13 protein-coding genes are annotated in these 13,993 nt (G+C 50.3%); 11 read left to right on the top strand and 2 right to left on the bottom strand.

Annotation, left to right across the window (positions count from 1 at the left end):
• Window positions 1-246: 246 nt before the first annotated feature.
• Genes fliD through amyA form a run of 4 tightly spaced genes read left to right on the top strand, consistent with a single transcriptional unit; the run spans window position 247 to window position 3,994 of the window.
• Window positions 247-1,659 (top strand): flagellar filament capping protein FliD, encoded by a 1,413-nt coding sequence (gene fliD / locus ACT3IC_RS17630; protein ID WP_473478400.1) that lies wholly within the window; start codon window positions 247-249, stop codon window positions 1,657-1,659.
• Between the two features lie 12 nt (window positions 1,660-1,671).
• Window positions 1,672-2,082: a flagellar export chaperone FliS gene (gene fliS / locus ACT3IC_RS17625; RefSeq protein ID WP_473478397.1), complete on the top strand. Its 411-nt coding sequence runs from the start codon at window positions 1,672-1,674 to the stop codon at window positions 2,080-2,082.
• Window positions 2,079-2,450, top strand: coding sequence for a flagella biosynthesis regulatory protein FliT (gene fliT, locus ACT3IC_RS17620; RefSeq protein WP_473478394.1), 372 nt, complete (start codon window positions 2,079-2,081; stop codon window positions 2,448-2,450). Before fliS ends, fliT begins: the two co-directional genes overlap by 4 nt.
• 59 nt (window positions 2,451-2,509) lie before the next feature.
• The gene (gene amyA / locus ACT3IC_RS17615; protein ID WP_473478391.1) at window positions 2,510-3,994 is read left to right on the top strand and encodes an alpha-amylase; all 1,485 of its coding nucleotides are present in this window, start codon (window positions 2,510-2,512) and stop codon (window positions 3,992-3,994) included.
• A gap of 50 nt (window positions 3,995-4,044) precedes the next feature.
• Here the strand turns inward: amyA and yedD are convergent, their stop codons facing one another.
• Window positions 4,045-4,458 carry a lipoprotein YedD gene (gene yedD / locus ACT3IC_RS17610; protein WP_103822444.1) on the bottom strand — a complete coding sequence of 138 codons (414 nt, stop codon included), beginning with the start codon at window positions 4,456-4,458 and terminating at the stop codon, window positions 4,045-4,047.
• A 454-nt stretch (window positions 4,459-4,912) separates the two neighbouring features.
• Between yedD and ACT3IC_RS17605 the strand changes: the two genes are divergently transcribed.
• The 3 genes from ACT3IC_RS17605 to ACT3IC_RS17595 are packed head-to-tail and all read left to right on the top strand — an operon-like array spanning window position 4,913 to window position 7,427.
• A complete protein-coding gene (locus tag ACT3IC_RS17605; RefSeq protein WP_103180137.1) occupies window positions 4,913-5,275 on the top strand; it encodes a GtrA family protein in 363 nt (120 codons plus the stop codon).
• Window positions 5,272-6,189 (top strand): glycosyltransferase family 2 protein, encoded by a 918-nt coding sequence (locus tag ACT3IC_RS17600; protein ID WP_103180138.1) that lies wholly within the window; start codon window positions 5,272-5,274, stop codon window positions 6,187-6,189. Before ACT3IC_RS17605 ends, ACT3IC_RS17600 begins: the two co-directional genes overlap by 4 nt.
• Window positions 6,186-7,427, top strand: a complete 1,242-nt coding sequence (locus ACT3IC_RS17595) for a DUF6056 family protein (protein WP_103180139.1) — start codon at window positions 6,186-6,188, stop codon at window positions 7,425-7,427. Before ACT3IC_RS17600 ends, ACT3IC_RS17595 begins: the two co-directional genes overlap by 4 nt.
• 1,269 nt (window positions 7,428-8,696) lie before the next feature.
• Here ACT3IC_RS17595 and fliE read toward each other — a convergent pair.
• Window positions 8,697-9,011, bottom strand: a complete 315-nt coding sequence (gene fliE / locus ACT3IC_RS17590; protein ID WP_103180141.1) for a flagellar hook-basal body complex protein FliE — start codon at window positions 9,009-9,011, stop codon at window positions 8,697-8,699.
• A 227-nt stretch (window positions 9,012-9,238) separates the two neighbouring features.
• Between fliE and fliF the strand changes: the two genes are divergently transcribed.
• From fliF to fliI, 4 genes are read left to right on the top strand one after another with little or no spacing between them, the layout of a single operon-like run.
• A complete protein-coding gene (gene fliF, locus ACT3IC_RS17585; protein WP_103180142.1) occupies window positions 9,239-10,918 on the top strand; it encodes a flagellar basal-body MS-ring/collar protein FliF in 1,680 nt (559 codons plus the stop codon).
• Entirely contained in the window at window positions 10,911-11,906 is a 996-nt protein-coding gene (fliG, locus tag ACT3IC_RS17580; RefSeq protein ID WP_103180143.1) for a flagellar motor switch protein FliG, read from the top strand. Before fliF ends, fliG begins: the two co-directional genes overlap by 8 nt.
• Window positions 11,899-12,606 (top strand): flagellar assembly protein FliH, encoded by a 708-nt coding sequence (gene fliH / locus ACT3IC_RS17575; protein ID WP_103180144.1) that lies wholly within the window; start codon window positions 11,899-11,901, stop codon window positions 12,604-12,606. The genes fliG and fliH overlap by 8 nt, the downstream gene beginning before the upstream one ends.
• The gene (gene fliI / locus ACT3IC_RS17570) at window positions 12,606-13,976 is read left to right on the top strand and encodes a flagellar protein export ATPase FliI (protein ID WP_103180145.1); all 1,371 of its coding nucleotides are present in this window, start codon (window positions 12,606-12,608) and stop codon (window positions 13,974-13,976) included. Before fliH ends, fliI begins: the two co-directional genes overlap by 1 nt.
• The last annotated feature ends 17 nt before the right edge of the window (window positions 13,977-13,993 follow it).

Below are 13,993 nucleotides of genomic sequence, written 5' to 3'. Positions count from 1 at the left end.
CCTTATCAATTTACATCTTGATGTTGATGGGCTGCTGCCCGCGGTTTCTCACCGTAAACCATGTATCGGCACCTTAATTTCGAACTTTAGATTTTTTTAATCTTCCGCCCGTATTTTTTTAGCCCGTGAATTACCCCCTTTATTAGGTACTATTCCGGTCATCATTTTTTCTATCTCATCATTAAACTTTATCTCTACATTGCCGATAACGTGGCTAACCACTGTTTGCAATTGAAGGGATTACGCATGGCATCTTTTACTTCATTGGGCGTAGGTTCCAACCTGCCTCTGGATACATTACTGGCGAATCTGACTACTGCTGAAAAGGGACGTCTGACCCCTATCACGCAACAGCAGAGTAGTTTCTCCGCCAGACTGACAGCATTTGGCACCTTAAAAAGTTCTCTGGAAAAATTCCAGACGGCTAACACCGCCCTGAATGACGCCACTCTGTTTAAAAGCACTACTGCGGTCAGTAATTCTACGGATCTTACGGTAAGCACGACGGCTGGCGCTGCTGCAGGCACCTATAAAGTAAATGTTACTCAGCTGGCGCAAGCTCAATCAATTCGTACCACCAGTAAGGTGACGGACAGTAAAGCCGCACAAGGTAACGATAACGCTGTACGTACGCTGGTTATCAAGCAGGATGGCAAAGATAAACCGGTCGAGATCAAGCTGACAAAAGAGCAAACGTCTCTGGAAGGTATGCGGGATGCCATTAACAACGCCAACGGCGGGGTTTCTGCCAGCATAGTGAAGGTGAAAGACAATGATTATCAGCTGGTACTGACCTCATCGGAAACCGGTCTTGCAAACAAGATGAGCATATCTGTTTCCGGTGATGAAACGCTTAACCAGTTTATTAGCTTTAATAACCCGGATGTAACGGGCAATAAGGTTGAACAGATCGTTGAAGCCAAAGATGCTGAGCTGACGGTCAATGGCATCAACATTGTCCGCAGCAGTAATACCATTACCGATGCTCCACAGGGCGTCACCCTGAACCTGACAAAAGCGGTTAACGATGTCACGATAACGGTAAGCAAAAGTAACGATAAATCCACAGCTGCAATTAAAAGCTGGGTAGATGCCTATAACTCGTTAGTAGACACGATCGGCTCCCTGACTAAATACACCGCCGTCGATGCGGGTGCCGATGCACAAAGTACCAGTAACGGTGCCCTGCTTGGCGACAGTGCAGTAAGAATTATTCAGACGGGTATCCGTGCTCAATTCTCTGCGGGTGGCAATGACGGCAAGTTCCAGACCTTAACCCAGATGGGGATCACGCAGGACGGTACCACCGGCAAACTGAAAATCGATAATGACAAACTGAGCAAAGCATTAAGTGACAACTCGGTTGATGTACAACAGCTGCTGGTAGGCGATGGTAAAGAAAGCGGGATCACCACCAAAATTGCTTCTCAGGTGAAGGGTTTTCTGGCTGACGATGGTGTTATTGATAGCGCGCAGGACAGCATTAACAGCACGCTTAAAAAACTCACTAAACAGTATCTTGCCGTCAGCAGCAGTATCGATGACACCATCGCACGGTATCAGGCCCAGTTTACGCAACTGGATACCATGATGAGTAAATTAAATAATACAAGCACGTATTTGAGCAACCAGTTCACCGCCATGAGCAGCTCTTCATAACACGAGGTAAATATGTACACCGCGAGTGGTACCAAAGCTTATGCAAAAATCGGTGTGGAAAGCGCAGTGATGAGCGCCAGTCCGCACCAATTGATTGAAATGTTATTTGATGGCGCAAATAGCGCACTGGTGCGTGCTCGTCTGTTCATGCAGCAGGGTGAAATAGTCGCCAAAGGTGAGGCGCTCAGTAAGGCCATTAATATTATCGATAATGGTCTCAAAGCCGGACTGGATCACGATCATGGCAGTGAGGTCGCAACTAACCTTTCATCATTGTATGAGTATATGATCCGCCGCCTATTGCACGCTAATTTGCGTAATGACATTCAGGCCATCGAAGAAGTGGAAGGGTTACTAAGCAATATTGCCGATGCCTGGAAACAGATCTCACCGAAAGCAGCTTCCCAGGAGTCTCGTGCATGACCTCAGCCGTGGAGTTTCTCAACCGTTGGCAGCGCATCGCGTTGTTGAGCCATTCTTTGCTGGAGCTTGCGCAGCGAGGAGAATGGGACCTATTACTGGAACAGGAAGTTATCTATCTGCAAAGTATCGAAACGGTCGCAGAGGCGCAAACTCCACCGGGCCTGACACGAAATATTCAGGATATGGTTGCAGCTTATATCAAACAGACACTCGATAACGAGCAACAGCTGAAATTATTGCTAAAAAATCGGTTGGATGAACTAAGTGGATTGATCGGCCAAACATCGCGCCAACAGTCACTGAACCATGCTTACGGACGTCTGTCCGGTATGCTGCTAGTACCTAACTCACCAGCCCCACCCCAATAATTTCCTAAAAATCATCCATACTCCAGAAGTCAGCCGAAACGGCTTCTGGAGCACGGAAGATGAAAAACCCCACCCTTTTGCAGTTCTTCCATTGGTATTACCCTGAAGGCAGTCAACTCTGGCCGGAAGTGGCCGAGCGCGCCGATGGCTTAAATGATATCGGTATCAACATGGTCTGGCTGCCCCCGGCGTATAAAGGCGCGACCGGCGGCTACTCTGTCGGCTATGACTGCTACGATCTCTTCGATCTCGGCGAGTTCGATCAAAAAGGATCTATTCCCACCAAATACGGTGACAAAACCCAGCTGTTGGCCGCTATCGACGCGCTGAAACGCAACAATATCGCAGTGCTGATGGACGTGGTGGTTAACCACAAGATGGGTGCCGACGAGAAAGAGGCCATCCGCGTTCAGCGGGTGAACGCCGACGATCGCAACCAGATCGATGACGAGATTATCGAGTGTGAAGCCTGGACCCGCTACACCTTCCCGGTTCGCGCCGGAAAGTATTCAAAATTCATCTGGGACTACAAATGTTTCAGCGGCATAGATCATATCGAAAACCCTGATGAAAACGGCATCTTCAAGATCGTCAATGATTACACCGGCGAAGGCTGGAACGATCAGGTCGATAACGAGATGGGAAATTTTGACTACCTCATGGGCGAAAACATCGATTTTCGCAACCGTGCGGTAACCGAGGAGATCAAATACTGGGCGCGCTGGCTGATGGAGCAAACCCAGTGTGACGGCTTCCGTCTGGATGCGGTAAAACATATTCCGGCCTGGTTCTATAAAGAGTGGATCGAACATGTCCAGGAGGTAGCGCCGAAACCGCTGTTTATCGTGGCGGAATACTGGTCGCCAGATGTTGATAAACTGCGACAATATATCGATCAGGTGGAGGGGAAAACCATGCTGTTTGACGCCCCGCTGCACATGAAGTTTCACGAAGCTTCTCTGCAGGGGCGTGATTACGACATGAGCCAGATCTTTACCGGCACGCTGGTAGAGGCAGCCCCCTTCCACGCGGTGACCCTGGTCGCTAACCATGACACCCAGCCGCTACAGGCGCTGGAGGCACCGGTTGAAGCCTGGTTTAAGCCGTTGGCCTATGCCCTGATTTTACTGCGCGAAAATGGCGTTCCCAGCGTCTTCTACCCCGATTTGTACGGCGCCAGCTATGACGATACCGGTGGTGACGGCGAGATGTACCACATCGATATGCCGGTGATTGAGCAGCTCGATCAGCTGATCCTCGCCCGCCAGCGCTTTGCTCACGGCATTCAGACTCTGTGGTTCGATCACCCTAACTGCATCGCCTTCAGCCGCAGCGGCACCGACGATAATCCCGGCTGCGTGGTGGTGCTCTCTAACGGTGACGAAGGCGAAAAAACCATTACGCTTGGGGAAAACTACGGCCATAAAACCTGGAAAGATTTTCTCGGTAACCGCGAGGAAGTGGTAATGACCGACGAAACCGGTACCGGTGTCTTCACCTGCAACGGCGGCAGCGTCAGCGTGTGGGTTATAGAAGCGGAATAGTAAGGCGTTGATAGCCGGGCGGCGTTGCCCCTGCCCGGCCTGCAAATCCCTTAAGGCAGCTTGCTCTCAAGCGGATTTTTACTCAGGTAATTTGCACACTCGACGGTAGGTTTGTCGACGCGCTGCAGGATCATGCCATCGTACTCAATGGCGGAGCCTTCCCGCTCCAGCGGGTAGATATCCAGCTTGCGGGTGACGTTGTAATAATCGTCAGAACGCAGCATGATTTTCCCCGGCACGGCCACCACGCGCTGCCACTGCCGGCAATCGAGGGTATCCCCCTCCTGCGTCACGACCAGCGTCGCGATCGCTTCCGGGCTGACCATGCTGCTCTGCGGCCCTTTCGACTGCCAGTAACCCGCCAGTTCAGCCGGGACAGGATGTTTGATCACGTCCTGATATCTGTCGACCTGTACACAGCCGGTTAAGGCCAGCAGCCCCGCTATAATTGCTATTTTTTTCATCATTGTTCCGTCTAGGAAGAAAATAAAGAGTGTGGCATCAAAGCGGTCTGGTCGCCAGCAACATTGATGCTAGAGCGGAGCAAGAATCATGTGTTGAAGCATTTTAGTGAAAAGAAAAAATATATCTAAAGATTAAGAGATCATATCTTGACCATACCTCATATCCCGTGCCCGCCTAAATTTTCCTTAGTTAGAGTGTTGTTTGGTGAGATCATAAACTCTTTTGTGTTTTTTCCTCTCACCCTCGAGTACAGAAAGTAACCAGTCACGTAAGAAAGTATAGAATATGTTACAACACCCATCATTTTAACCGCTTCGTAACATGAAAGTTAACAACTAATGAAAATGACTACTCCTTGAGAAGGTCCCATTAGCAACAATCAATTCCTGTAGTCGCTCAAATCTGAAAATGATGTTAAACTTCTGACCTTTCAGAATTTACTGATTTTTTATTATGCTGAAGTTATTTGCGAAGTATACATCTATCGGTGTGATCAATACACTAGTGCATTGGCTTGTTTTTGCCAGCTGTATTTATTTTTTACAGACTACGCAGGCTATCGCTAACCTGTTTGGATTCCTTGTAGCAGTATCGTTTAGTTTTTTTGCTAATGCGAGGTTCACATTCAATGCTTCTCCATCGAAACTACGTTATATAACGTACGTCGGATTTATGGGCATTTTAAGTGCGGTTGTTGGCTGGACTGCAGATAAGGCAGGCATGCAGCCGATTATCACTCTTATTGTTTTCTCTACTATTAGCCTATTATGCGGATTCATATATTCAAAGTTAATTGTTTTTAGGGATGAAAAATGAAAATTTCTCTTGTAATTCCAGTATTTAATGAAGAGGACACGATACCAATTTTTTATAAAACGGTAAGGGAATATGATGAGTTAAAGAAATTTGAAATAGAATTAGTCTTTGTCAACGACGGAAGTAAAGACGCAACAGAATCTATTATCAATGCTCTGGCGGTGTCTGACCCACTTGTTATCCCCCTGTCATTCACACGCAACTTCGGGAAAGAACCCGCTTTGTTTGCCGGTCTGGAACATGCTACAGGGCAAGCTATTATACCAATTGACGTTGATCTACAGGACCCCATAGAGGTTATCCCGCACCTTATTAATAAATGGCAGAATGGCGCTGATATGGTTCTTGCAAAACGTTCAGATAGGTCAACTGATGGACGACTAAAGCGCAAAACTGCAGAATGGTTCTATAAACTTCATAACAAAATCAGCAATCCACAGATTGAAGAAAATGTTGGCGATTTTCGTCTCATGTCTCGTGAAATTGTTGAAAATATTAAACTTATGCCTGAATGCAACTTATTTATGAAAGGTATCCTTTCATGGGTTGGTGGTCGTACTGATGTCGTTGAGTATGTTCGAGCGGGAAGAGTAGCTGGCGATTCCAAGTTCAATGGTTGGAAATTATGGAATCTCGCATTGGAAGGAATAACAAGCTTCTCAACTTTTCCCTTAAGAATGTGGACATACATCGGCTTGCTTGTCGCAGGTTTAGCATTCATCTATGGTGCGTATATGATTATCGGCACCTTAATCCTCGGTAACCCTGTACGAGGATATCCATCCATATTAGTCTCAATATTATTCTTGGGTGGCGTTCAACTAATTGGAGTAGGCGTTCTTGGCGAATATATAGGAAGAATATACTTTGAAACGAAAAAACGTCCAAAATACATACTAAAGGGTAAGAAATGAGCAGATCAAACTATGGTATTTTTGCCTGTTGCTTCATTTTTGCAATAGCTCTATTACATATCAACCAATACTCACTGATATCTGATGATTTATGGTTTTCTGAAAGATCGTTTTCAGAGCCAGATCACATAAAATGGGTTATTAGTAGATATTTTTCTTGGTCCTCACGCACGCCAATTGAATACGCTCTTATTAGCCTGATAAACAAGTTTAATATCTGGGCAATAATAAACTCATTCATGTTTTCGCTGTTGGTTATTGGTATATACTCAATAAATGGTAGCCTTAATGATAAAGGTTGGAAAATAGCTCCAGCAATTGCCACATCTTTGCTTATTTTTAGCATTCCAAGAGACATATTTTTTAATGGGACTATATGGATTACTGGATCATTTAATTATTTATGGCCCTCTGCTCTTGCTTTTTATGGATACTCACTACTTATTGGAAAAATAATGCATCAGGAAAAGGGAAAATGGCGTGCCGGATTATGCTATATTTCTATTTTTCTCTCATCTTTCAATGAGCAATTAGCTATTGTTAACTTGTTAGTTATGCTATCATTAATCATATATAGTAAGTTCCATGGTAAAAAAATATCGTCAACAATGATAGCCCTCGGTATTATATTATTAGTGATAGTTTATATAGCAACATGCCCCGGAAATAAAGCAAGGTATTATAGTGAGATTGCAACATGGTATAAAGAGTATGGTAGCTTCAATGTACTGCAGAAAGCCATGCTTGGAATTAATTTATATGCTGATATGTTGATTGCTGAAAAGTCAATTGTTCCTTCTGTGATGGCGTTTTCCATGGCAATAATTTGCGATAAAAAGACCAGAGCGCTTCCCATTTCCGCAGGCTTAATCCTGCTATTTTTATGTGTAATACCTTCTACGCCGGTAGCATTGTCAAAAATCAAACTTTCTGGAGATACTATATTTTCTGCATTGTCGATTTGTCGCGTATTATTTGCATTAACCGTCACCATTTTAATATTGGTACCTGTAATCATATCTCAAACAACAAGTTTGTTATCGTTTCTGATACTGGCCATGATAGGTGGAGCAATAGCATCAGCTTCAATGTTAGGATATTCCCCTACGGTATATGCGTCAGGTAATAGGATACTCTATATTCCATACCTATTGTTCATTACTGCCTCTATTGCGGCTATTACAATACTCATCAATGATGAGAGAGGAAAGCTACTTGCATTCAGGAATGTTCAGTAATTAATTCTGTATATGGTGGGGCATTCCCACCATATAATCAAATTTAAAATAATGAATCTAATTATAGATAAAGGCGTTGACATATAAATCATAACTATTGCACTGTTAGGTATAATAATAAATAGCTAAGGTTAAACATTATTAATTTGAAATGACTCAATCAATCTATCAAAGATCTGCCTTGAGGGATTTAATGTAAATACAATAATCATTTTACGAAGTCCCCACTGACAGTACTTGCTGGCGTCAGGATTCTTATCAACAAACAATATCTCATGTAGTTATATTCAATCAATAGTATTGTTCTGGCTGAGGTACTATTGCAATTTTGTCTTCAGGCGTGGCATCCCTTCTTGACTCTTTGATAGTGGAAGAATCCGGCTCGTAATTCATTATCCTGTTATAAAAAGTGTAGACGGTGATATCGAGACAAGTACAACGCTGGAAATAAAGTAACCACAATTCACAATTTATTTGAATGATTCAATTTAAAGCTATTCGGGATAATGTGCACCGCTCTTGGGCAACTATTTATAAGCCATCATATATGACTCTGAGTTGTCTGTTTAACCCTTGGCGATTCAGTGCTCCCTGGTAATTACCAGTCCAGGATTCGTAATCATGTGTCATGGAAAGGAAACAACAGGCTGGCATTTTTCGTTACCTTGGAAGACCTACCGTTTATAAGACAGAGTTTGCTGTCGGGTAAACACATTCTTAAGAAAGGGCATCAACCGCCAGTAAAAGAAAGGATGAATCCGACTGTTAGCAATAATATAGAGATTATGGCCATTTTATTCCATTTCGCCGCTGACAGTGTTTATATAAAGGTGACCCGTATTCTGGTATTTAGCTACTAAAATAGTTCCGAATCCAAACAGCCATTTTTATTCGTGAGGGGGTCATAAGGATGATTGATGCCTGTCGGCATCAGCAGCCTGAAAATACGAAGCCTCATGCTGTTTATAGCGGCGTACGGCATGGAAAGTTAGTGGCTAGATATCGATTTCGAATCTGGAGTTATAAACATACGCCGCAACCACACACTTACACATACTGATCATTAACTGCATGGGCCACCCCCAATGTTATAGCCAGGCAAATGGGTCACTCAGATGCGCGGGTTTATTGTGTCCAGGGTTCCTGGATGGCCGAAAACAACCAGGAACAGGTGAGCATTTAAAACCAGAATTAGTTAGCTTGACCCCATCAGCATCCCGCGCAAAAGGCTCTGATGTTAAAGACGGTATATCGCTTAGATTAAAACACCTAAACCTGCATCGACATAACGTCCTGATACGCCTGCATCAACTTATTACGCACCTGAATGCCCATCTGCATCGATACCGATGCTTTTTGCATATCGGCCATCACATCGTTCAGACCAATGCCCGGTACGCCGAGGGTGAATTTTTCGCCCTGCACGCGCGCCGCGGTTTGCGTGTCGCTGATCCGGTCCAGCGCCGCATGCAGCTGGCCCGCGAAGCTGACCGTCGACTGCACATCTGCCACGTTCTGATTACGCGCGGTCATCGCCGTTGCCTGGAGCTGGCTGATGACGCTTTCAATGCCCTGTATTGCCATGACTTTCCCCTGATGGTTTTCTACGCGCTCAAGAGTAGCAGTCTGTCAATGAGATAAAGGCGCTAAATAGCGTTAAAAAACCAGGTTATTTGACGCATAGAAATTCCCGTTTCAACAAATAATGGCACAGCCATGATTATGGAATTTTTTGTGTGTTTGCCGACCCGGGAGTCTGTTTTGTTTCTCCACACTAATAATGAAATCCACGATGAGTCGCGAGGTGCGCTATGAGTGCGTCAGCAACAACAAGCCCTCAAACTAAATCTCTCGAATGGATGAGCCGCTTGCGCGCGAACCCTAAAGTGCCGTTGATCGTGGCAGGCGCTGCCGCCATCGCGATTGTTGTCGCTATGGTCTTATGGGCCAAACAACCAGACTACCGCACGCTCTTCAGCAACCTTTCCGATCAGGATGGCGGCGCTATCGTCACCCAGCTCACCCAGATGAACGTCCCTTACCGCTTCGCGGATAACGGCGGCGCGCTGGAAGTCCCCGCCGATAAAGTTCATGAACTCCGCTTACGTCTTGCCCAGCAAGGCCTGCCGAAAGGCGGGGCAGTAGGCTTTGAACTGCTGGATCAGGAAAAATTTGGCATCAGCCAGTTCAGCGAGCAGGTGAACTATCAGCGCGCGCTGGAAGGCGAACTGGCCCGTACCATCGAAACACTGGGTCCGCTGAAAAGCGCCCGCGTGCACCTGGCCATGCCGAAACCGACCCTGTTTGTCCGGGAACAAAAAGCCCCTTCGGCATCCGTCACCGTTAATCTGCAGCCTGGCCGCGCGCTGGACGAAGGGCAAATCAGCGCGGTGGTGCATCTGGTCTCCAGCGCCGTGGCGGGTTTACCGCCGGGTAATGTGACCCTGGTGGACCAGACGGGTCGCCTGTTAACCAAATCCAACACCGGCGATCGCGACCTCAATGACGCGCAGCTGAAATATGCCACTGATGTGGAAAATCGCATTCAGAGCCGCATCGAAGCCATTCTCGGGCCGATTGTTGGGACAACCAACGTTCATGCCCAGGTTACCGCGCAGATCGATTTCTCCGATAAAGAGCAGACCGAAGAGCAGTATCGTCCGAACGGCGATGCCGCCCAGGCGGTGATGCGTTCGCGTCAGGTAAATGAAAATCTGCAGGTGGGCGGCCCATTCCCGGGGGGCGTACCGGGTGCGCTCTCTAACCAACCAGCCCCGGCCAACACTGCGCCGATTAATGCGCCAGCGCAGAACCCGCAGAACGGTCAGCAGGCGAATCAGCAGCAAACGGCGGCTGCGGCCAATTCCGGCCCGCGCACCAGCAGCCGCAACGAAACCACTAACTACGAAGTCGATCGCACCATTCGCCACACCAAAATGAACACGGGTGATGTGCAGCGTCTCTCCGTGGCGGTGGTCGTCAACTACAAAACTCTGCCGGACGGTAAGCCGCTGCCGCTGACCGCCGAGCAGATGAAACAGATTGAAAACCTGACCCGTGAAGCGATGGGTTACTCAGAGACGCGTGGCGATACCTTAAACGTCGTGAACTCGCCGTTCAGTGCGGTTGACGATAACAGCGGCGAGCTGCCGTTCTGGAAAACTCAGTCCTTTATCGCCCAGATGATGGATGCCGGTCGCTGGCTGCTGGTGGTGATTGTCGCCTGGCTGCTGTGGCGTAAAGCGGTACGTCCGCAGCTGGTACGCCGCGCCGAAGAGGCGAAGGCGCTGAAAGAGCAAACCATGCTGCGTCAGGAAACAGAAGAAGCGGTGGAAGTCCGTCTCAGCAAAGACGAACAGCTACAGCAGCGCCGTGCTAACCAGCGCATGGGCGCTGAGGTGATGAGCCAGCGTATTCGCGAAATGTCAGATAACGATCCGCGCGTCGTGGCGCTGGTCATTCGCCAGTGGATGAGTAACGAAAATGAGTAACCTTACCGGAACGGATAAAAGCGTCATCCTGCTGATGACCATTGGCGAGGACCGGGCGGCGGAGGTGTTCAAACACCTCTCCCAGCGCGAAGTGCAGATTCTCAGTGCGGCAATGGCCAACGTGCGTCAGATCTCCAACAAACAGCTGACCGACGTGCTGTCGGAGTTTGAGCAGGAAGCGGAACAGTTTGCGGCGCTCAACGTCAATGCCAACGAATACCTGCGTTCGGTGTTGGTCAAAGCCCTCGGCGAAGAGCGTGCCGCCAGCCTGCTGGAGGATATTCTCGAAACCCGCGATACCGCCAGCGGCATCGAAACGCTCAACTTTATGGAGCCGCAGACCGCAGCCGATCTTATTCGCGACGAACATCCGCAGATCATCGCCACCATCCTGGTTCACCTTAAGCGTGGTCAGGCGGCCGATATTCTGGCGCTGTTCGACGAGCGCCTGCGTCACGATGTGATGCTGCGTATCGCCACCTTCGGCGGCGTCCAGCCGGCGGCGCTGGCGGAACTGACCGAGGTACTGAATGGCCTGCTCGATGGCCAGAACCTTAAGCGCAGCAAAATGGGCGGCGTGAGAACGGCGGCCGAAATTATCAACCTGATGAAAACGCAGCAGGAAGAGGCGGTTATTACCGCAGTGCGCGAATTCGACGGCGAACTGGCGCAGAAAATTATCGACGAAATGTTCCTGTTCGAAAACCTGGTCGACGTGGACGACCGCAGTATCCAGCGCCTGCTGCAGGAAGTGGACTCCGAATCGCTGCTTATCGCCCTCAAAGGCGCCGAACAGCCGCTGCGCGAGAAGTTCCTGCGCAACATGTCCCAGCGTGCGGCGGATATCCTGCGCGACGACCTTGCCAACCGTGGCCCGGTCCGTCTGTCTCAGGTGGAAAACGAACAGAAAGCGATCCTGCTTATTGTGCGTCGTCTGGCAGAAACCGGCGAGATGGTGGTAGGCAGCGGCGAGGATACCTATGTCTGATGAACTGCCGTGGAAAGTCTGGACCCCGGACGATCTCTCCCCTCCCCGCGCGGAATTTGTGCCTGCGGCCGTCGCTTCTGCCGATCTGGGCGAGGAAGAGGACGCGCCAGAGCTGAGCGAAGAGGAGCAGCGCGCGCAGCAGCTGGCGCAGATCCAGATGCAGGCGCACGATCAAGGCTACGCGGCCGGTCTGAACGAAGGCAGGCAGAAAGGCCAGGAGCAGGGCTATCAGGAAGGTCTGACTCAGGGGCTGGCCCAGGGGTTAGAACAGGCGCGTTCGCAGCAGGCGCCGATCCATGCCCGGATGCAGCAGCTGGTGAGCGAGTTCCAGAATACCCTGGACGCGCTGGACAGCGTGATCGCCTCGCGCCTGATGCAGATGGCGCTTGAGGCGGCACGCCAGGTGATTGGCCATACGCCGCCAGTGGATAACTCTTCGCTTATCAAACAGATCCAGGGGTTGCTGCAGCAGGAGCCCTTGTTCAGCGGCAAACCGCAGCTGCGCGTCCACCCAGACGATCTGCAGCGCGTGGAAGAGATGCTCGGCGCGACCCTGAGCCTGCACGGCTGGCGTCTGCGCGGCGATCCGACCCTGCATCACGGCGGCTGCAAAGTCTCTGCCGATGAAGGGGATCTGGATGCCAGCGTGGCAACCCGCTGGCAGGAACTGTGCCGCCTGGCGGCACCGGGAGTCATCTGATGACCGCTCGCCTCACCCGTTGGCTCACCACCCTCGACAACTTTGAAGCGAAGATGGCGCAACTGCCCCCCGTTCGTCGCTATGGCCGCTTAACCCGCGCCACCGGTCTGGTACTGGAGGCGACGGGCCTGCAACTGCCGCTGGGGGCCACCTGCATTATCGAACGGCAGGACGGTAACGAGATCCACGAAGTCGAGAGCGAAGTGGTCGGCTTTAACGGCCAGCGTCTGTTCCTGATGCCGCTGGAAGAGGTCGAAGGCGTGCTGCCCGGCGCGCGGGTCTATGCCAAAAATTTCTCCAGCGACGGACTGCACAGCGGCAAGCAACTGCCGCTCGGCCCGGCGCTGCTCGGACGGGTGCTGGACGGCGCCGGTAAGCCGCTGGATGGCCTGCCCGCGCCCGACACCACCGAAACCGGGGCGCTGGTCACACCGCCCTTCAACCCGTTACAACGCACCCCAATCGAACACGTACTGGATACCGGCGTGCGCCCGATCAACGCCCTGCTGACCGTCGGTCGCGGCCAGCGTATGGGCCTTTTTGCCGGCTCCGGCGTCGGAAAATCGGTGCTGCTCGGCATGATGGCCCGCTACACCCAGGCCGACGTTATCGTGGTGGGGCTGATTGGCGAGCGTGGCCGTGAAGTTAAAGATTTTATCGAGAACATCCTCGGTGCGGAGGGGCGTGCCCGCTCGGTCGTGATTGCCGCCCCGGCGGATGTCTCTCCCCTGCTGCGCATGCAGGGGGCTGCCTATGCCACCCGTATCGCCGAAGATTTTCGCGACCGCGGCCAGCACGTGCTGCTGATCATGGACTCCCTGACCCGTTATGCGATGGCCCAGCGTGAGATCGCTCTGGCGATTGGCGAGCCACCGGCTACCAAAGGCTACCCGCCTTCGGTGTTTGCCAAACTCCCGGCGTTGGTGGAGCGCGCCGGGAACGGCATCAATGGCGGGGGCTCCATTACCGCCTTTTACACGGTGCTGACCGAAGGCGATGACCAGCAGGACCCGATTGCCGACTCGGCACGCGCGATCCTCGACGGCCATATCGTCCTGTCGCGCCGCCTGGCCGAAGCGGGCCACTATCCGGCTATCGATATCGAAGCCTCTATCAGCCGTGCGATGACGGCGCTGATTACCGAGAAGCATTACGCCCGGGTGCGTAACTTCAAACAGCTACTCTCCAGCTTCCAGCGCAACCGCGATCTGATCAGCGTCGGGGCGTATGCCAAAGGCAGCGACCCGATGCTCGACAAGGCGATTGCCCTGTGGCCGCATCTGGAGGCGTATCTGCAGCAGGGTATTTTTGAGAAGGCCGACTGGGAAAGCTCAATCCAGGCTCTGGAGATGATCTTCCCGCAGGTGTAACAAGGTAGAGGGCGAAT

Source organism: Leclercia sp. GHBNCSD (assembly GCF_055805075.1).
Note: the sequence above shows the minus strand (reverse complement) of the source record. Positions and strands in the feature narration are given on the sequence as shown.